This is a genomic window from Streptomyces sp. NPDC017676 (assembly GCF_044329325.1).
Classification (GTDB): Bacteria; Actinomycetota; Actinomycetes; order Streptomycetales; family Streptomycetaceae; genus Streptomyces.
This window is the reverse complement of record NZ_JBIRJA010000010.1, coordinates 364,347-383,245: the sequence shown is the minus strand read 5'-3', so window position 1 is coordinate 383,245 and position 18,899 is coordinate 364,347. Positions and strand designations below refer to the sequence as shown.

Annotated in this window: 16 protein-coding genes and 1 pseudogene; 9 read left to right on the top strand and 8 right to left on the bottom strand. The window is 73.4% G+C overall.

Going from position 1 to position 18,899, the window contains the following annotated elements:
- Positions 1-110: sugar phosphate nucleotidyltransferase (locus tag ACH4LD_RS24020; protein ID WP_355069174.1), on the bottom strand; the 110-nt coding region annotated here is incomplete at its 3' end.
- Positions 107-1,939: a DUF5941 domain-containing protein gene (locus ACH4LD_RS24015; RefSeq protein ID WP_398053781.1), complete on the bottom strand. Its 1,833-nt coding sequence runs from the start codon at positions 1,937-1,939 to the stop codon at positions 107-109. The genes ACH4LD_RS24020 and ACH4LD_RS24015, both read right to left, overlap by 4 nt.
- Positions 1,940-2,203: 264 nt before the next feature.
- Here ACH4LD_RS24015 and galE point away from each other — a divergent pair, with 264 nt between their 5' ends.
- The 3 genes from galE (at position 2,204) to idi (ending at position 5,047) form a co-directional block, all read left to right on the top strand.
- Positions 2,204-3,175, top strand: coding sequence for a UDP-glucose 4-epimerase GalE (galE, locus tag ACH4LD_RS24010; RefSeq protein WP_398053780.1), 972 nt, complete (start codon positions 2,204-2,206; stop codon positions 3,173-3,175).
- Positions 3,176-3,343: 168 nt separating this feature from the next.
- Positions 3,344-4,285, top strand: coding sequence for a cation diffusion facilitator family transporter (locus ACH4LD_RS24005; RefSeq protein ID WP_398053779.1), 942 nt, complete (start codon positions 3,344-3,346; stop codon positions 4,283-4,285).
- 168 nt (positions 4,286-4,453) lie between these two features.
- The gene (gene idi / locus ACH4LD_RS24000; RefSeq protein ID WP_132782595.1) at positions 4,454-5,047 is read left to right on the top strand and encodes an isopentenyl-diphosphate Delta-isomerase; all 594 of its coding nucleotides are present in this window, start codon (positions 4,454-4,456) and stop codon (positions 5,045-5,047) included.
- A 43-nt stretch (positions 5,048-5,090) separates the two neighbouring features.
- Here the strand turns inward: idi and ACH4LD_RS23995 are convergent, their stop codons facing one another.
- Positions 5,091-5,585, bottom strand: a complete 495-nt coding sequence (locus tag ACH4LD_RS23995) for an ATP-binding protein (protein WP_132783379.1) — start codon at positions 5,583-5,585, stop codon at positions 5,091-5,093.
- Positions 5,586-5,797: 212 nt separating this feature from the next.
- Here ACH4LD_RS23995 and ACH4LD_RS23990 point away from each other — a divergent pair, with 212 nt between their 5' ends.
- Positions 5,798-6,553 carry an enoyl-CoA hydratase/isomerase family protein gene (locus ACH4LD_RS23990; protein ID WP_132782596.1) on the top strand — a complete coding sequence of 252 codons (756 nt, stop codon included), beginning with the start codon at positions 5,798-5,800 and terminating at the stop codon, positions 6,551-6,553.
- Here the strand turns inward: ACH4LD_RS23990 and ACH4LD_RS23985 are convergent.
- Together ACH4LD_RS23985 and ACH4LD_RS23980 are read right to left on the bottom strand one after the other, a co-directional pair.
- Complete coding sequence (locus ACH4LD_RS23985; protein WP_398053778.1) at positions 6,540-7,175, bottom strand: DJ-1/PfpI family protein; 636 nt, start codon at positions 7,173-7,175, stop codon at positions 6,540-6,542. The two genes, ACH4LD_RS23990 and ACH4LD_RS23985, sit on opposite strands and share 14 nt — an antisense overlap.
- Before the next feature lie 36 nt (positions 7,176-7,211).
- Positions 7,212-8,171: a GlxA family transcriptional regulator gene (locus tag ACH4LD_RS23980; protein WP_398053777.1), complete on the bottom strand. Its 960-nt coding sequence runs from the start codon at positions 8,169-8,171 to the stop codon at positions 7,212-7,214.
- 146 nt (positions 8,172-8,317) lie between these two features.
- Here ACH4LD_RS23980 and ACH4LD_RS23975 point away from each other — a divergent pair, with 146 nt between their 5' ends.
- The 3 genes and pseudogenes from ACH4LD_RS23975 to ACH4LD_RS23965 all read left to right on the top strand — a co-directional run.
- The gene (locus tag ACH4LD_RS23975; protein WP_014676189.1) at positions 8,318-8,449 is read left to right on the top strand and encodes an LPFR motif small protein; all 132 of its coding nucleotides are present in this window, start codon (positions 8,318-8,320) and stop codon (positions 8,447-8,449) included.
- A gap of 102 nt (positions 8,450-8,551) precedes the next feature.
- Entirely contained in the window at positions 8,552-10,939 is a 2,388-nt protein-coding gene (locus tag ACH4LD_RS23970) for a Tex family protein (RefSeq protein ID WP_398053776.1), read from the top strand.
- A 172-nt stretch (positions 10,940-11,111) separates the two neighbouring features.
- Positions 11,112-11,321, top strand: a pseudogene (locus tag ACH4LD_RS23965) (DUF664 domain-containing protein); the annotation flags it as partial.
- Between the two features lie 67 nt (positions 11,322-11,388).
- Here ACH4LD_RS23965 and ACH4LD_RS23960 read toward each other — a convergent pair.
- Entirely contained in the window at positions 11,389-13,029 is a 1,641-nt protein-coding gene (locus ACH4LD_RS23960; protein ID WP_398053775.1) for an ABC-F family ATP-binding cassette domain-containing protein, read from the bottom strand.
- Between the two features lie 137 nt (positions 13,030-13,166).
- Here ACH4LD_RS23960 and ACH4LD_RS23955 point away from each other — a divergent pair, with 137 nt between their 5' ends.
- A complete protein-coding gene (locus tag ACH4LD_RS23955; RefSeq protein ID WP_398054120.1) occupies positions 13,167-14,081 on the top strand; it encodes an FAD-dependent oxidoreductase in 915 nt (304 codons plus the stop codon).
- A gap of 147 nt (positions 14,082-14,228) precedes the next feature.
- Here ACH4LD_RS23955 and ACH4LD_RS23950 read toward each other — a convergent pair whose 3' ends face one another.
- Complete coding sequence (locus ACH4LD_RS23950) at positions 14,229-16,178, bottom strand: Xaa-Pro dipeptidyl-peptidase (RefSeq protein ID WP_398053774.1); 1,950 nt, start codon at positions 16,176-16,178, stop codon at positions 14,229-14,231.
- Between the two features lie 175 nt (positions 16,179-16,353).
- On the opposite strand from ACH4LD_RS23950, the gene ACH4LD_RS23945 reads away from it, so the two are divergent.
- On the top strand, positions 16,354-17,841 hold the full coding sequence (locus tag ACH4LD_RS23945) for a M1 family metallopeptidase (RefSeq protein WP_398053773.1): 1,488 nt from the start codon (positions 16,354-16,356) through the stop codon (positions 17,839-17,841).
- 63 nt (positions 17,842-17,904) lie between these two features.
- Here ACH4LD_RS23945 and ACH4LD_RS23940 read toward each other — a convergent pair whose 3' ends face one another.
- Positions 17,905-18,822 carry an adenosine kinase gene (locus tag ACH4LD_RS23940; RefSeq protein WP_398053772.1) on the bottom strand — a complete coding sequence of 306 codons (918 nt, stop codon included), beginning with the start codon at positions 18,820-18,822 and terminating at the stop codon, positions 17,905-17,907.
- Positions 18,823-18,899: the final 77 nt, after the last annotated feature.

The following is an 18,899-nucleotide window of genomic DNA, read 5'->3' as shown; positions in this document are numbered from 1 at the left end:
AGCGACTCCTCCGCGCCCTCGGGACCCACCGGCACCAGAGCCTTGGGCAGGGTGTCGGTGTAGGGGCGCAGACGGCGCCCGGCGCCGGCCGCCAGCACAAGGCCGATCATGCGGTTTCTCCTTCGTCGTGTACGGCGGGGGCCCCGGCGGACACCCAGAAGCGGATGCTCTCGACGAGCACCACCAGGGCGACGGCCACGGCGAGGACGGTGAGCGCGACCTTGAACTGCGCGCCGGTGAGCACCGCGGCGAGAACGGCGACGAGCAGCGTCCGCCCCTCGTGCCCCCCGATGGCGCGCACCAGCCAGGCCGGGGGCGCTCCGGCGTTGCCGCGGATGCGGTACACCGTGTCGTAGTGATGGTAGGCGACGGCCGCCACCAGGCCGAAAGCCGCGGGCAGGGCTCCGTTCACGCCCGCTTTACCGGCCAGCGCCAGGACGGTGCCGTACTCGGCGGCCCGGAAGAAGGGCGGGACGAGCCAGTCGAGGGCGCCCTTGAGGGGGCGGGCGACAGCGAGGGCGGAGGTGAGGACGTACACGACGGCGCCGGCGACGGGCAGCGGCCCGCCGAAGTCCGTGAGGGCCGAGCAGGCCACGACCACGGCCCCGCCGAGCAGGGCGACGGCGGGCACGGCGAGCCCGGGCAGGCCCTTCCGGGCCACGCGCCGCACGGCCCCGGCGAGCGGGCCCGGGTCGGCGAGGTCGGCGAGGGCCTGTGCCGCCCGCTCGGTGCGCCGGGCCTTGCGGGTCACCGAGCGCAGCACCCGGCCGGCCGTGGTGTACGCCGCCGCGAAGGCGCAGCCGACGAGCAGGACGTAGAAGGTGATCCGGGGGGTGGTGACGGCGGTGAGGACCGCGATCATCGCCCAGCGCTCGCCGATCGGCAGCACGATCATCCGCCGCAGCCAGACGGTCCAGCCGACGCTGTCGAGCTTGTCGGAGAGGGCGGCGGTGGGGCTGGTGTTGGCGGTGGCGTCGTGGTTGGCCTCGTTGAAGGAGAAGTCGACCACGTGCCGGCAGGTCTGGAGGATCATCGCGCCGAGGGCGAGGGCCCACACGTCGTCACCGCCGCGGGCCGCGCCGAGGGCGAGGCCGGCGTAGTAGGCGTATTCCTTGGCCCGGTCGAAGGTGGCGTCGAGCCAGGCGCCGAGGGTGGAGTACTTCAGGGCGTAGCGGGCGAGCTGGCCGTCGGTGCAGTCCAGGACGAAGGAGGCGATCAGCAGCACTCCGGCCGCGATGAAGCCGCCCCGGGTGCCGGTCGCCGCACAGCCGGCCGCTATCAGGGCGGTGAGCAGCGAGGCCGTGGTGACCTGGTTCGGGGTCAGGCCCCGGCGTGCGCACCAGCGGGCGATGTAGCGCGAGTAGGGGCTGATGAAGAACGTGGTGAAGAAGCCGTCCCGCGACTTCACGGCCGACTTCAGGCGGACGGCCTCGTCGTCGACGGCGGAGACGGCCTGCCGGGCCTCGTTGCGGGCCTGCGGGTCGGCGGGCACGGCGGCGACCAGGCTGCCCAGCTCGGGCCGGTGCACCGCGCCGCCGTCGGCGTCGAGGGCTTCGGCGGCGCGGTCGGCGAGGCTGTCCAGGGCGAGCGCGGGCGCGCCGCCGCCGGCCGCGTGCGCGGTGGCGGTACCGCCGGGCGCGGAGGTCTCGCGGGCCACGGCCCGGGCGAGCGCCTGCCGGGCGTCCGGCTGGGCGGTGACGGCGCCGGGCACGGCGGCGAGCGGGAAGCGCGGGTCGGTCAGGCCCAGGCGCAGCGCGTGCAGGTGACCGACGAAACGGGCGTCGACCAGGGCCACCCGCCGGTCGGCCGGCACGGCCGCGAGCAGGGTCTCCGTCTCGGCGGCGTCGGCGGCCACGCGCACATCGAAGCCGAGGGACCGCAGATCGTTCTCCAGTGACGATCCGGGGACCGGCTGACCGGTGACGATGGCGGTCGACAACCGAACTCACTCCCTGGGTGCCGGCGCGCGGGCGCCGGTCTCTTGCGTGGTGGGGCGCCCTGCCTGCGGCACCCGGGCGGCATGTCGGCAGAGGGTATCGGATGGTCCGGAGCCGGTGTTCACCGGCCGTTCACGGTCCGGCCCACGGGGGCTGCCCCGGCCTTTGCCGCGATCATCATCGGGGATGCGGGGGCCGGCCCACAAACCCGTGGGGCAGACCCGGGCAACCGGGACACCGGGCCGTTCGGCATAGGGTGGACGACCATGACGTGGCTGATCACCGGCGGAGCCGGATACATCGGGGCGCATGTGGCACGGGCCATGGCGGGCGCCGGGGAGAACGTGGTGGCGCTGGACGACCTGTCGGCCGCCGTGCCCGCGCGGCTCCCGGCCGAGGTGCCGCTGGTCCAGGGTTCGACGCTGGACGGGGCTCTGCTGAAGCGGGTCTTCGCGGAGCACGGCGTGACCGGGGTCGTCCATCTCGCGGCGCGCAAGCAGGTCGCGGAGTCGGTGGCCCAGCCCACCCGCTACTACCGGGAGAACGTGGGCGGTCTGGCCACTCTCCTGGACGCGGTGGCCGAGGCGGGCATCGGCCGCCTGCTGTTCTCGTCGTCGGCGGCGGTGTACGGCAACCCGGACGTGGACCTGATCACCGAGGACACCCCGTGCGCCCCGGTGAACCCGTACGGCGAGACCAAGCTGGCCGGTGAGTGGCTGGTGCGGGCGGCGGGGCGGGCGCACGGGATCTCCACCGTGTGCCTGCGGTATTTCAACGTGGCGGGCGCGGCGGCGCCCGAGCTGGCGGACACGGGGGTGTTCAACATCGTGCCGATGGTCTTCGACCGGCTCACCCGGGACGAGGCCCCGCGCATCTTCGGCGACGACTACCCGACGCCGGACGGCACCTGTGTCAGGGACTACATCCACGTCGCCGATCTGGCGGAGGCCCACCTGGCGGCGGCCCGCCGGCTGGCCGCCGGGGATCTCACCGGTGATCTGACGCTGAACATCGGCCGGGGCGAGGGGGTCTCGGTGCGCGAGCTGATCACGGTCATCGGGGAGGTCAGCGGGGACCGCCGGGCGCCCGTGGTGGAGGGCCGCCGTCCCGGGGACGCGCCGCGCGCGGTGGCCTCGGCCGCGCGGGCCGCCGAGGCACTGGGCTGGCGGGCCCGGCGCGGGGTGCGCGAGATGATCGAGTCGGCGTGGGCGGGCTGGCGGCTGCACCACGGCGGCTGAGGCAGGCCGGCGGCCGCACCACGACGGCTGAGCGAGCCCCCGGCCCCCTGACCTGCGGAACGTTTCCGCAGGTCACGGCACATGACAACGGTGTTCAGTCCCGCGTTGCCCCATACCCCCGCCCCGTAGTTCACTGGCCTCCGGGCAGCCATACGGAAGGCGGTAGTCATGGGGGCAGGGCACGACCACGGGCACGCGCACTCCCACGCGCCGGCCACGGGTACGGCCACGGCCGCGTACCGGGGTCGGCTGAGGATCGCGCTGGGCATCACGCTGACGGTGATGGTCGTCGAGATCGTCGGCGGCCTGATCGCGGACTCGCTCGCGCTGATCGCGGACGCGGCGCACATGGCGACCGACGCGGTGGGCCTCGGCATGGCCCTGCTCGCCGTGCACTTCGCGAACCGCCCGGCGAGCACCAACCGCACCTACGGCTACGCCCGCGCCGAGATCCTCGCGGCCCTGGCCAACTGTCTGCTGCTGCTCGGGGTGGGCGGGTACGTCCTGTACGAGGCGGCCCAGCGGTTCGTGGAGCCCGCGCAGACCCGGGGCGGCCTGATGGTCGTGTTCGGTCTGATCGGCCTGGTGGCGAACTCCATCTCCCTGGTGCTGCTGATGCGCGGGCAGAAGGAGAGCCTGAACGTGCGCGGCGCCTTCCTTGAGGTGGCCGCGGACGCGCTGGGCTCGGTGGCGGTGCTGATCTCGGCCGCGGTGATCCTGACCACCGGCTGGCAGGCGGCGGATCCCGTCGCCTCGCTGGTCATCGGGCTGATGATCGTGCCGCGGACGCTGAAGTTGCTGCGCGAGACGCTGGACGTGCTGCTGGAGGCGGCCCCCAAGGGCGTCGACATGGCGGACGTCCGGGCGCACATCCTGGCCCTCGACGGCGTGGAGGACGTCCACGACCTGCACGCCTGGACGATCACGTCGGGCATGCCGGTGCTGTCTGCGCACGTGGTGGTCAGCTCCGAGGTGCTGAACGCCATCGGGCACGAGAAGATCCTGCACGAGCTCCAGGGCTGTCTGGGCGATCACTTCGACGTGGAGCACTGCACCTTCCAGCTGGAGCCGGGCGGGCACGCGGAGCACGAAGCGCGGCTGTGCCACTGACCGTACGCACTGCCGTTCGGCGCACCCCCGGACGGTTCCCCGCGGCCGGCTCCGGGCACGATGATCTACCGGGTCCGGCTTCCGGTGCCGCGCCGCGCGCCGGACGTGCCGGGAGTGCCGGATTCGTACGGCAGACTTGGGGTGCGAAGACCGAGGCGAAGGATGGGTATGCCGATCACACCTGCCACCGCGACGCACAGCTCGTCGGAGGGCACCGCAGAGGCGATTTTGCTGGAACTGGTCGACGAGAAGGGTGTGACGATCGGTACGGCGGAGAAGCTCGCCGCCCATCAGCCGCCGGGGCAGCTGCACCGGGCGTTCTCGGTGTTCCTCTTCGACGAGCAGGGCCGGCTGCTGCTCCAGCAGCGGGCGCTCGGCAAGTACCACTCCCCCGGTGTGTGGTCCAACACCTGCTGCGGTCACCCGTACCCGGGCGAGGCGCCGTTCGCGGCGGCGGCCCGGCGCACGTACGAGGAGCTGGGCGTGTCGCCGTCGCTGCTCGCTGAGGCCGGCACGGTCCGTTACAACCACCCGGACCCCGCCTCCGGCCTGGTGGAGCAGGAGTTCAACCATCTGTTCGTCGGCCTGGTGCAGGCGCCGCTCGGGCCGGACCCGGAGGAGGTCGCCCAGACCTCCTTCGTGACGGCGGCGGAGCTGGCCGAGCGGCACGCCCGGGACCCGTTCTCGGCCTGGTTCATGACCGTCCTGGACGCGGCCCGCCCGGCGATCAGGGAACTGACGGGCCCGTCCGCCGGCTGGTAGCCGCCGCGGCGGTCCCGTGGCCGGCGGGGGCGGCCGGCGGGCGCTACGGCAGTGAGGGGGGCTTCAGCGGGAGCGCGGCCCAGATCACCTTGCCGCCGCTCGCGGTGTGCTCCACGTCGACCACCCCGCCCGCCTCCCGCGCCACCTCGCGGACCAGGAGGAGCCCCCGGCCACCGGTCCGGCCGTGGTCGGCCTCCAGGGCCGTCGGCCGGTAGGGGTGGTTGTCCTCCACGGACACCCGCACCCACTCGGCTCCGACGGCCACCTCCACGGCCAGCACCGGCGACAGCAGCGCGGCGTGCCGGACCGCGTTGGTGACCAGCTCGGAGACGATCAGCAGCAGCCCGTGCACCAGGTCGTCGGAGACCGGCACCCCCTGGCGCAGCAGCAGGTCCCGCACCGCGTGCCGGGCCTGCGGGACCGAGGCGTCCACCGCGGCCGCGGTGAACCGCCAGATGCCTTCGTACGGCAGTGGATCCGGCGGTGTGCCGCCGCCCCCCGCTGGGCGCGGGCCGTCCTCGCGCCCGTGGTTGTCCATCGTCCGGTCGCCACCCTCGCGCTCGATTGTCACCACACGTCGAGTGTTGGTAACGATCCGCTCCGGTCCGGATGCCTGAACACAAGTCGGCAGGTATCGAACGGTTTCTGACCGACTCCGCCTGACCTGGTCCCGGTCGGGACCGTTCCTGCTCCCCGGGCGCCGGTTCGCGAACTAGTCGGGTTGTCAGAGGCCGACGCTACGATCCCCGCATGGAGCCCCAGCTGTCCCACCAGGTCACCGACTCGGTCGCCACCGTGGTGATCCGTCATCCCGCCAAGCGCAACGCCATGACGACGGCGATGTGGCGGGCCCTGCCCCCGCTGCTGGACGGACTGGCCCGTGACCCCGGGGTCCGCGCGCTGGTGCTCACCGGTGAGGGCGGCACCTTCTGCGCGGGTGCCGACATCTCCACGCTCCGGGACGCGCCGGAGGAGGCACCGGCCCTCGCGGTGGCCGCCGAGGAGGCCCTGGCCGCGTTCCCCAAACCGACCGTCGCCGCGGTGCGCGGCCACTGCGTGGGCGGCGGGACGCAGCTCGCGGCGGCCTGTGACCTGCGGCTGGCGGAGGAGGGAGCGGTGTTCGGGGTGACGCCGGCGCGGCTCGGTGTCGTCTACCCGGCCTCCTCCACCCGCCGGCTGGTGTCCCTGGTCGGCCCGGCCACGGCCAAGTACCTTCTCTTCACGGCCGAGTTGATCGACGCCGGGCGGGCGCTGCGCACCGGCCTGGTGGACGAGGTGCTGCCCGAGGGGGAACTGGACAAGCGGGTGGCGGAGCTGACCCGGGTCCTGGTGTCCCGTTCGCAGCTCACCCAGGCCGCCGCCAAGGAGTTCGCCGCCGGCCGCACCGACCGTGACGCCCACTGGGCCGCCCGGGCGCGCGGCAGCGGCGATGTGGCGGAGGGCGTCGCCGCGTTCCTGGAGCGCCGGCAGCCGCGCTTCACCTGGAGCGTGTCTACGTCAGGATGAAGCGGCTCTCGGCACGCCACTTCTCGACGAGGTGCGCGGGCGCCTTCTGCGGTGAACCGGCGTCGTACGGCGGCTGGGGGTCGTACTCGGTCAGCAGCTGGACGGACTGGGCGTGTTCGTCGCCGGCGATGGTGCCGAGGAGGGTCAAGCCCATGTCGATGCCGGACGACACGCCCGCCGCGGTGACGTACTTGCCGTCCACGACCACCCGCTCCCCCGTCGGCTCGGCCCCGAAGCCGCGCAGCAGGTCCAGCGCGAGCCAGTGCGAGGTGGCACGGCGGCCGCGCAGCAGCCCGGCGGCGGCCAGCAGCAGCGAGCCCGTGCACACCGAGGTGGTCCAGGTGCTGGTGGCGTCCGCCGCGCGCAGCCAGTCCAGCAGGGCGGTGTTCTCCATCTGCTCGCTCTGGCCGGGGCCGCCCGGCACGATCACGATGTCCGGGGACGGCACGTCGGCGAGGGTCCGGTCGGCGGTGAGGGCCAGGTTCCCGGTGTCGGTGCGCACGGGTCCGGTGCGCTCGGCGATGAACACGGTCTCGGAGTCGGGGAGCCGGCCGAGGGTCTCGTAGGGGCCGACGGCGTCCAGGGCGGTGAAGCGGTCGTAGAGCACGATGGCGATCTGCATGGAATTCCCTTGTCTCGCAGGGTGGGTGATGGCCCGTCAGACGACGGGGGCGGGGCGGAAGCGGCGGCGGTACTCGGCCGGGGACGCGCCCAGGGTGCGCAGGAAGGCGCGGCGCATGGCCTCCGGTGTGCCGTAGCCGCTGGCGCGGGCGACCTGTTCGACGCCGTCGGTGGTGTCCTCCAGCAGGCGGCGCGCGTGTTCGACGCGGACCCGGTCGACGTACCGGCCCGGTGTCATGCCGGTCTCCGCCTGGAAGGCACGGGCGAAGTGGCGCGGGGAGAGGGCCGCGCGGGCGGCCAGCGCCTCGACGCCGAGGTCGCCGTCCGGGTGTTCGCTGATCCACTGCTGGACGTCCCGGAGGGGTTCCCGGCGCGCCGTCTGAACGGCCAGCTGGGCGCTGAACTGGGCCTGGTTGCCCGGCCTGCGCAGGAACACCACGAGGTGGCGGGCGACGGTCAGCGCCACCTGCCGGCCCAGGTCCTCCTCCACCAGCGCCAGGGCGAGGTCGATGCCCGCGGTGACCCCGGCGGAGGTGGCCACGTGTCCGTCCCGGACGAAGATCGGGTCGGGGTCGACCCGGACGGCGGGGTGGTCCCGGGCGAGCTTGTCGCAGTACGCCCAGTGTGTCGTGACGCGCCGGCCGTCCAGGAGTCCGGCCCGCGCCAGCGGGATCGCGCCGGTGCACACGGAGACCAGGCGCGGGGCCCGCGGGCCGTGTGCGCGCAGCCACTCCACCAGCCGGGGGTCGGGGTCCCGGGTGCCCTCCCCGCCGGGGACCAGCAGGGTGTGCGGACCGGCCGTGTCCGCGAGGGACGCGTCCGGTACGACGGTCAGCCCGCTGGAGGTGCGCACCGGCCCGCCGTCCACGGAGGCCGTGCGGATCCGGTACGAGCCCGGGGTGTGCCTCTCCGCGCCGGTGAAGACCTCCATGGGGCCGGTGACATCGAGGCTCTGCACGCCGTCGAAGACGGTGACGAGGACGGTTCGCTGCGTCATGACCTCGATTCTGGGTGGCCCCGCGCGCGGCAGCAACGACGGATTTCCCACCTTTTCTGCCATCGGCTTCCCGGTCCGCGGGGGTTTCCCGCGCCGTCGGGAGGTACCCGTGGTGACGAGAGCCCACGAGGAAGGGAGATCGTTCCGTGTTCCGTGCCATCGCTGACGTACTGCGGCAGATCGGCGGCGCCATCGCCACGGTGGTCACGCTGCCGTTCCGGGCGCTCGCCCGGTTGTTCGGCGGAGCTTCGTCCTCCGCGCGGGGGAGCCGGGCCTGACGCCGGGACCGGCGCCCCGCCGGGAGCCGCCCTGATCCCCGGTTGTCGGTGTCACCTGCCACAATTGCCGCGCAACCTCAGTGGAGAAGGCGGTACGGGATCGTGACGACACCCGGGTCCCTCGGAGCAGGGTCCATCGAAGGCAGGATCGCCGAGGAGCTCGGCGTACGGGAGCGGCAGGTGAAGGCCGCGGTGGAACTGCTCGACGGCGGTTCGACCGTGCCCTTCATCGCTCGCTACCGCAAGGAAGCGACCGAGATGCTCGACGACGCGCAGCTGCGCACCATCGAGGAGCGGCTGCGCTATCTGCGGGAGCTGGAGGAGCGGCGGACCGCGATCCTGGAGTCGGTGCGGGAGCAGGGCAAGCTCACCGAGGAGCTTGAGGCGCGGATCCGCGGCGCCGAGACGAAGGCGCGTCTGGAGGACATCTACCTCCCCTACAAGCCCAAGCGGCGCACCAAGGCGCAGATCGCGCGTGAGGCGGGCCTGGAGCCGCTCGCGGAGGGCCTGCTGGGCGACCCGACGGTCGAACCGCTGGCGGCCGCGGCCGCGTTCGTGGACGCCGACAAGGGCGTCGCCGACCCGCAGGCCGCGCTGGAGGGCGCGCGGGCGATCCTCACGGAGCGGTTCTCCGAGGACGCCGACCTCATCGGCGAGCTGCGCGAGCGCATGTGGGTGCGCGGGCGGCTGGCCGCGAAGGTGCGGGAGGGCAAGGAGGAGGCGGGCGCCAAGTTCGCCGACTACTTCGACTTCGCCGAGCCGTTCACCGAGCTGCCCTCGCACCGGATCCTGGCGATGCTGCGCGGGGAGAAGGAGGAGGTCCTGGACCTCGTCCTGGAGCCGGAGGAGGCCACGGAGGGCCCGTCCTCGTACGAGGGGATCATCGCGTCGAGGTTCGGGATCGCCGACCGGGGCCGCCCGGCCGACAAGTGGCTGACGGACACGGTCCGCTGGGCCTGGCGCACCCGCGTCCTGGTCCACCTCGGGATCGACCTGCGCCTCCGGCTGCGGACGGCCGCCGAGGACGAGGCGGTCAACGTGTTCGCGGCCAACCTGCGGGACCTGCTGCTGGCCGCCCCGGCCGGCACCCGTGCGACGCTGGGCCTGGACCCCGGCTTCCGCACGGGCGTGAAGGTCGCCGTGGTCGACGCGACCGGCAAGGTCGTCGCCACGGACGTGATCTACCCGCACGTCCCGGCCAACAAGTGGGACGAGGCGCTCGCCAAGCTGGCGCGGCTCGCCAAGGAGCACGCGGTCGAGCTGATCGCGATCGGCAACGGCACGGCGTCCCGCGAGACCGACAAGCTCGCCGGTGAACTCGTCACCAGGCACCCGGAGCTGAAGCTCACCAAGGTGATGGTGTCCGAGGCGGGCGCGTCGGTGTACTCCGCGTCGAGTTACGCCTCGCAGGAGCTGCCGGACATGGACGTGTCGCTGCGCGGCGCGGTCTCCATCGCCCGCCGGCTCCAGGACCCGCTGGCCGAGCTGGTGAAGATCGACCCGAAGTCGATCGGCGTCGGCCAGTACCAGCACGACCTGTCCGAGGTGAAGCTGTCCCGGTCGCTGGACGCGGTCGTGGAGGACTGTGTGAACGGCGTCGGCGTCGACGTCAACACGGCGTCCGTGCCGCTCCTCGCACGGGTGTCGGGCATCTCGTCCGGCCTGGCGGAGAACATCGTCGCGCACCGGGACAAGAACGGCCCCTTCACGTCCCGTGCCGAGCTGAAGAAGGTGGCCCGGCTCGGCCCCAAGGCGTACGAGCAGTGCGCGGGCTTCCTGCGCATCCGGGGCGGCGAGGACCCGCTGGACGCCTCCAGCGTGCACCCCGAGGCGTATCCGGTGGTGCGCCGTATGGTGAAGACCACGGGCCAGGAGGTGGCGTCCCTCATCGGCAACACCGGCGTGTTGCGCTCGCTGCGGCCGGCCGACTTCGTGGACGACACCTTCGGTCTGCCGACCGTCACCGACATCCTCAAGGAGCTGGAGAAGCCGGGCCGCGACCCTCGGCCCGCGTTCAAGACGGCCACCTTCAAGGAGGGCGTCGAGAAGATCTCCGACCTGTCCGCCGGGATGGTCCTGGAGGGCGTGGTCACCAACGTGGCCGCCTTCGGCGCGTTCGTGGACGTCGGTGTCCACCAGGACGGTCTGGTGCACGTGTCGGCGATGTCGAAGTCGTTCGTCAAGGACCCGCGCGATGTCGTGAAGCCCGGCGACATCGTCAAGGTGAAGGTCCTGGACGTCGACATCCCGCGCAAGCGGATCGCGCTGACGCTGCGCCTGGACGACGAGGCCGCCCCGCAGGGCCAGGGCGGCGGCCGGCAGCAGCGCGGCGGTGCCCGTCCACCGCAGCAGCGGCAGGGCGGCGGCCAGCGGCAGGGCCGCGGCGGCGGCGAGCGCGGCGGCCGGCAGGCCCCGGCACCGGCTCCGGCCAACAGCGCGATGGCGGACGCGCTGCGCCGGGCGGGCCTGCTGGACCCGAAGAAACGCTGACCCTGCGGGGCCTCGGCGGTCGGCTGGAGTGGCGCCCTCCTCCCCGGAGGGTGCCTCCGACCGCCGCCGGACACTCCGGTGACGCAAGGCAACCGGATCCGCAGGCTGCCGACGCGCTGTACTCCGGCCAGACCTTCGGCCGGCCCCTTCCCCGGGCAACGTCGGCCCGTGCCGGCGGGCGTGCGCCCATGCGGACGAGACCATCGCGGCGCTCCCCCTGCACGCGGTCGGCCCGACACCCGGTGCGCCGGGTGAGACGACGCTGCACCGGGTGCTGACCCACATGGCCGCCGAGACCCAGCGGCACGCCGGACACGCGGACATCGTGCGCGAACTCGTCGACGGGGCCGTGGGACAGCGCCCCGGCGGCCTCGACGTGGCGGCCCCACGACCCACGACACCCCGCCCCGGGCCGAACAGGCGGCGAAGCGATCCGCCGCACGCGCCGGCTAGCGCTCCGTCACCTTGCCTGCGGAGACCTCCAGGCGGCGGGTCACCCGGACCGCGTCCAGCATGCGCCGGTCGTGGGTGACCAGCAGGAGGGTGCCCGTGAAGGCGTCGAGGGCCGACTCCAGCTGCTCGATGGCCGGCAGGTCGAGGTGGTTCGTCGGTTCGTCCAGCACGAGGAGGTTGACGCCCCGGCCCTGGAGCAGGGCGAGCGCGGCGCGGGTGCGTTCGCCCGGGGACAGGGTGGCGGCCGGGCGCAGCACATGGCCGGACTTCAGGCCGAACTTGGCCAGGAGGGTGCGGACCTCCGCCGGTTCGGTGTCGGGGACGGCGGCGCAGAAGGCGTCGAGCAGGGTCTCGGGGCCGTGGAACAGCCCCCGGGCCTGGTCTACCTCGCCGACCAGGACACCGGAGCCGAGGGCCGCGTGCCCGGAGTCGAGGGGGACGCGGCCCAGCAGCGCGCCGAGCAGCGTGGACTTCCCTGATCCGTTGGCCCCCGTCACCGCGATCCGGTCCGCCCAGTCGATCTGCAGCGAGACCGGGCCGAAGGTGAAGTCGCCGCGCCGGACCTCGGCGTCCCGCAGCGTCGCCACCACCGCGCCCGAGCGCGGCGCGGACGCGATCTCCATCCGCAGCTCCCACTCCTTGCGCGGCTCCTCCACCACGTCCAGGCGCTCGATCATGCGCTGGGTCTGCCGGGCCTTGGCGGCCTGCTTCTCGCTGGCCTCGCTGCGGAACTTGCGGCCGATCTTGTCGTTGTCGTTGCCGGCCTTGCGACGGGCGTTCTTCACGCCCTTGTCCATCCAGGCGCGCTGCATCTGGGCACGGTCCTGCAGCGCCGCCTTCTTGTCGGCGTACTCCTCGTACTCCTCGCGGGCGTGCCGGCGGGCCACCTCCCGCTCCTCCAGGTAGGCGTCGTAACCGCCGCCGTAGAGGTTGATCTGGTGCTGGGCGAGGTCGAGTTCGAGCACCTTGGTGACCGTGCGGGTGAGGAACTCGCGGTCGTGGCTGACGACGACCGTGCCCGCGCGCAGTCCGGTGACGAACCGCTCCAGACGCTCCAGACCGTCGAGATCGAGGTCGTTGGTGGGCTCGTCCAGCAGGAAGACGTCGTAGCGGGACAGCAGCAGGGAGGCGAGGCCGGCGCGGGCCGCCTGGCCGCCGGAGAGGGCGGTCATCGGCTGGTCCAGGTCCACGGCCAGGCCGAGGGAGTCGGCGACCTCCTCCGCGCGCTCCTCCAGGTCGGCGCCGCCCAGGCCGAGCCACCGCTCCAGGGCGGCGGCGTAGGCGTCGTCGGCGCCGGGCGCGCCGTCGACCAGCGCCTGGGTGGCCTCGTCCATGGTCCGCTGGGCCTCGGCGACCCCGGTGCGGCGGGCCAGGAACTCCCGGACGGTCTCCCCCGGCCGGCGCTCCGGCTCCTGCGGCAGGTGGCCGACGGTCGCGGCCGGTGGCGACAGCCGCAGTTCGCCCTGCTCGGGCGGGGTGAGTCCGGCGAGCATCCGCAGCAGGGTCGACTTTCCCGCGCCGTTGGCACCGACCAGCCCGATCACGTCGCCGGGCGCGACGACCAGGTCGAGCCCGGAGAACAGGGAGCGGTCGCCATGTCCGGCGGCGAGGTTCTTGGCAACGAGGGTGGCAGTCATCAGGACGCCGATCCTAACGGCGGCACGCGCGCCTCTCCGCCACGTTTTCCGCCGGTCACCGGGGTGGTGCCCGGGCTGACGGAGCCGCCCGCGCAGGGCCTATCGTCCATGGCGTGGAGAGTGAGCCGAGTGACGAAGTGATCGTGGTCGGAAGCGGGATCGCCGGGCTGACGACGGCCGTGCTGCTGGCCGAGTCGGGCCGGCGGGTGCGGGTGTGGGCGCGGGAGCCGGCCGAGCGGACGACCTCCGCGGTCGCCGGCGGTCTGTGGTGGCCGTACCGCATCGAACCGGAGCCGCTGGCGGGCGCGTGGGCACTCGAATCCCTGGCGGTGTACGAGGAGCTGACGGGGCGGCCGGAGGAGACCGGGGTGCGGCTGGTCGACGGGATGCACCAGGGGGCCCGGCTGGACGAGCTGGGCGAGTGGGCGGGCCGGGTGCCGGGGCTGCGGGCGGTGGCCGAGGGGCTGGCTGCGCGGCTGCCGGTGATCGACATGCCGGTGCACCTGGCCTGGCTGCGGCAGCGCCTGGAGAAGGCGGGGGGCGCGGTGGAGGTCCGCGAGGTGACCGACCTGACCGCCGTGCCCGCCCCCGTGGTGATCAACTGCACGGGCCTCGGGGCCCGCTCCCTGGTGCCGGACCCGGCGGTACGGCCGGTGCGCGGGCAACTGGTCGTGGTGGAGGACCCGGGCGTCACGAGCTGGTTCACCTCCGTCGACCACGACTCGGCCGCGTCCACCTACTTCATCCCGCAGCCGGGCCGGCTGCTCCTGGGCGGCACGGCCGAGGAGGACGACTGGTCCCTGGAGCCGGACCCGGCCACGGCCGAGGCGATCGTCGCCCGCTGCGCGGCCGTCCGGCCGGAGATCGCCGGCGCACGCGTCCTCACGCACCGGGTGGGACTACGGCCGGCCCGGGAGGCGGTACGGCTGGAGCGGCAGCCCCTCCCGGACGGCCGCCTCCTGGTGCACAACTACGGCCACGGCGGCGCCGGCGTCACGGTGGCGTGGGGCTGCGCCCGGGAAGCAGCCGAGTCGGCGTACGGGACCACCTGACCGGTCAGGTGGTCCCGCCGACGACGCCCCGCACCCGGACTCACCGACCAGCCACCCCAAGGGGCGCGGGGAACTGCGCGACCGGCCCGCAGCCGGAGACCGCGACCAGCCGGCCCCGCACCGGCGCAGCGCGCCGACAAGGGACCGTCAGCTCGCCGGGACGTGCCGCACCGTGCGCGGTGCCCCGACTCCGTGCAGAACCCTCGGCGCGGGCACCCCCGCACCGCCCGACGTCGCCCGCGCGAACGCATCCGCGCCGCCCACCACCGGCACCCTCGCCGTCGTACGGGACAGGTCCACGGTGAGCGTCGGGCGGCTGGACGGAGGGTCGATGAGGTCCTTGTCCGTACCGGCGACGATCAGGGCCAGCCGGTGCCCCGCGGGGACGACGTGGTCGGTGGCCGCGAGGTCCAGGGTGATGGTGTACGCCCTGCCCGGCGTCAGTGGCACGCCCCGCGCCGGCCAGGCGTAGTGGCCGAGGTCGGCCCAGCCCCGGCTGACCACGGTGTGGTCGACGGGGGCCGTCTTCGCCGCGGTCTCCTTGAAGCAGGCGCTGTCCCCGGCCGTGCTCTCGCCCCAGCAACTGCGCTCGGTGAGGGTGGTGATGCCCTCGGCGCGGTCGGCGTAGTCGCGGATGGTGTCGGGGCCGACGTCGACCAGCACGGCGGACAGATGGGCGGAGCCGGTCGTCGGGGTCGCGGTGACCGTGACCGTGGAGGAGCCGGACAGGCGCAGGTCGCGGGTGAGCGGCGCCGTGAGGAAGCCGGCCTTCTCCGGTGTGGCCGTGGTGAGGTGCGCGGCCCAGTCGGTCTCGCTCAGCGCCGGGTCGTCCGTGAAGCTCTCGGTGCCGGTGCCCGGGCGCAGCCCGAGCGTGCCGACGCCGGGCCGGCTGCCGGCGGCCGGGTGCAGGACGGCGGCGCGGGTGCCGCGCGGGGGCCAGACGGCGGAGGTGACCCACTGGTCGGGATGGCGTTCGACGTCGGCCATCGGCTCGCGGTCGATGCCGTTGTCGTAGCCGAGGAGTTCGTGGTCGAACCAGCGGTGCAGGGTGTCGACCCAGGCGCCGCGCCGGTAGTCGAAGGGGTCCACGTGCCCGGTCTGGGAGAGCCAGATCTTGCGCTCCACTCCGCGCCGGGCGAGGGCGTCCCACCACTCGCCGAAGTGCTTGGTGCGGACGTTGAGGTCCTGCATGCCGTGCACCAGGAACACGCTGGCGCGCACCTTCGCCGCGTCCTTGACATAGTCCCGCTCGGTCCACAGCGGCGTCCAGTCGCCGCTGCGCGGGCTGCCGTCGGCGAGCTTCTTCTGTACGGCCGCGCAGTGGGCCTGCGCGTCGGCGCTCTCCACGTAGCCGGCCAGTTCGTCGGGGCCGCCCTCGTAGAGCGGGGCGCCCTGCGCGAAGTAGTAGTCGTACCAGGAGGAGATCGCGCTGATCGGGACGATCGTCCTCAGGCCCTTGACGCCGGTGGCGGCGACGCCGTTGGCGATGGTGCCGTCCCAGCTCTTGCCGATCATGCCGGTTGTGCCGTTGGTCCAGCCGGCCGTGACCGGGGTGCCGCCCGTGCGGCTGGTGTAGGCCCGGGCGCGGCCGCCCAGCCAGTCGACCACGGCCTTCGCGGACAGGATGTCGGACCGGCCGCCGACGTCGACGCAGCCGTCGGAGCGGTTGGTGCCGGCGAGGTCGACGCCGACGAAGGCGTAGCCACGGGGCACGAAGTAGTTGTCGTAGAACAGCGGCATCTGCACGACGTGGCCCTGTGCGTCGTACGTCTTGCGCTGGCTCTCGTTGCCGCGCCCGCAGCAGGAGTAGTAGGGGCTGGCGTCCATGATGACCGGCACCTTGCGGCCCTGCCGGGCGGGTTCGGCGGGCCGGACGATGTCGGCGGCGACGCGGTCGGTCCGTCCGTCGCCGTCCTCGTCGAGGCCGGTGTCCACCCACACGGACTCGCGGACGGCGTCGGCGTAGGAGTAGACGGGTCTGCTCTCCCGGGGCGCGGCGGCCCGGGCTGCGACCGGGGTGAGGAAGGTGGCCGTCAGGGCGGCGACGGCAGCGGTGACGAGCGTTCTCCAGGTCGTGGAGCGCGTGCGTTTCGGCATGCGCGGACGGTACCCCCGTCAACGCCCGTACAGAAGAAGGCTTTCCGGTGCGCGTGACGGCTGAATGGCGATCGTGTGACAGAAGTGGCGATGGACAGGTCAGTGGTCACAGGGACTGAATAGGCTCCGAACAGATCTCCGAACGGACGCACCGTCCCTACGACTTGGAGCTGACGTGCACCGCAGAATCATCGCACCGGGCGCGCTCGCGGCGGCCTCCCTCCTGCTGGCGATCCCGGCATCGGCCGCGAGTTACTCCCCCGGCGCACCGGGCATCGGCGACCCCTACTACCCGTACTACGGCAACGGCGGCTACGACGTCTCGCACTACGACCTGAGGCTTCAGTACCAGCCGAAGACGGACGAGTTGCAGGGCACGGCGACGATCCTGGCGAAGACCACCCAGGACCTGTCCAGTTTCGACCTGGACTTCCTGCTGGACGTGAGCGAGGTGCGGGTCAACGGCGCCAAGGCGTCCTTCTCGACGTCCGGCCAGCACGAACTGGTCGTCACCCCGAAGACCCCGCTGGCCAAGGGCACCGCGATCACCGTCGTGGTCCGCTACAGCGGAGTGCCGTCGACGAAGAGCGCCTACGGCTTCTCCACCTGGCACCGCACGCCGGACGGCGCGGTGGCCGCCGACGAGCCCGAGGCCGCCTGGTGGTGGTTCCCGAGCAACGACCACCCGAGCGACAAGGCCACCTACGACGTGTCGGTGGCCGTGCCGGACGGCACCCAGGCCATCTCCAACGGCACGCTCCAGTCGACAAGTTCGAAGCTGGGCTGGACCCGTTACAACTGGCGGCAGAACAAGCCGCAGGCGACCTATCTGGCCACGCTCGCGCTCGGCAGGTTCGACATCACCACCAGCACCTCTGACGGCGGGGTGCCCGTCATCAACGCCTACAGCAAGGACCTCGGCGACAACGACGGGGCCGCCCGGGCCAGCGTGGAGCGCACCGGCGAGATCGTGGACTGGCTGAGCGGCTACTTCGGGCCGTATCCGTTCGCTTCGGCGGGCGGTTACGTGCCGAACACCACCACCGGCTACGCGCTGGAGACGCAGACCCGCGTCTACTACAGCCCGCGTCAGTTCGCGAACGGCTCCAACACCTCGCTGGTCGTGCACGAGCTGGCCCACCAGTGGTACGGCGACGACGTGTCGGTCAAGGGCTGGAAGGACATCTGGATCAACGAGGGCTTCGCCCGGTACGCGCAGTGGCTGTGGTCCGAGCACGAGGGCGAGGGCACCACGCAGGAACTCGCCGACTACGTGTACGCCTCGCACCCGGCCGACGACGCCTTCTGGACGGTGAAGCCCGGTGACCCGGGCCCGGACGAGCAGTTCGGCGCCGCCGTGTACGACCGGGGCGCCCTCGCCATCCAGGCGCTGCGCAACGAGATCGGTGACGACGCGTTCTTCGCGATCCTGAAGGGCTGGCCGAAGGAGCACGCCTACGGCAACGCCTCGGTCGCCGACTTCCAGAAGTACGCCGAGCAGGTGTCCGGCAAGCCGCTTGCCGCGCTGTTCGACACCTGGCTGTTCCAGCCGGAGAAGCCGGCCGCGCCGGCGGTCCGGGGCCTGGCGAAGTCGGGTACGGCGGTGGAGCGGCCGAAGTCCTGGAAGAAGATCGAGGCGACGAACGCCGTCCACGGGCACTGATCCCGGCGCCCGCCCCGCACGGCGGGCGCCTCACCCGGCCGCGGGCCCGGCGCCGCCGTTTCCTCAGCGGCTCGGGTCCGACGCCCGGCGCAGCAGCTCGTCCCGGCCTATCGCGTCCGCGCGGGTGGCCGGGACGGTGCAGGCGTAGGCGCCCGCGACCGCGCCGTACCGGGCGCATCGCTCGGGCGGCTCGCCGCTGAGCCGGCCGTAGAGGAACGCGGCGGCGAAGGCGTCGCCCGCGCCGTTGGAGTCCACCACCGGCGCGGGCGGGGTCACCGCCGGTATCCGGGTCAGCTCGCCGTCGGCCAGCAGGTGGGCGCCCTCCGCGCCGGCGGTGGCGACGACGGTGTCGGCCCGTCCGCGCTCGGCGATGCGCCGCATGGTCCGCTCGGGGTCGGTCAGGGCGGCGGCCGACAGGAAGACGACATCGGCCGCGAGTGCGAACGGCTCGTGGTACGGGTTCTCGCCGTCCCAGTCGTGCAGGTCGGTGGAGAGCGGCAGGCCGGTCTCGCGCAGGAGCGGCAGGGCGTGGGCGCAGGGCTGGGTGATGGTCACGTGCACATGCCGGCTCGCGGCGGCCAGCGCGCGCAGGCGGGCCTCGGGGAAGCGGTCGTCGGGGTGGGCGCGGCTGGTGTCGTACAGGGACAGCCGGCGGCCGTCCGGGCCGACGAGATTGACCGCGCGCCGGGTGCCGGCCGGCTGCGGCAGCGCGGTGAGGGCGATGCCGTGCTCGCGGTGCAGGGCGCGCACGAGGTCGCCCTCGGGGTCGTCGCCGAGCAGGTCGAGATGGTGGGTGCGCAGCCCGAGCCGGGCCAGTCCGAGGGCGACGAAGTCGCCGGTCTGGCCCGCGCGGGTGCGGATCCCCGAGTCGATCATGTAGCTGTCGGCGTACGGCAGGGGAAGCTCGGGGACCTGGATGATCGTGTCCACACCGGCCCCGCCCAGCACCAGCACATCGGTCGTGTCCGTTCGCCCGGTCATCCCGCGTCCTCCCCCTCCGCGCGCCCCCTTCGGGGCGCCCCCCGATGGCACGGTGGCGTCCTGCCGGAGCCGTGTGA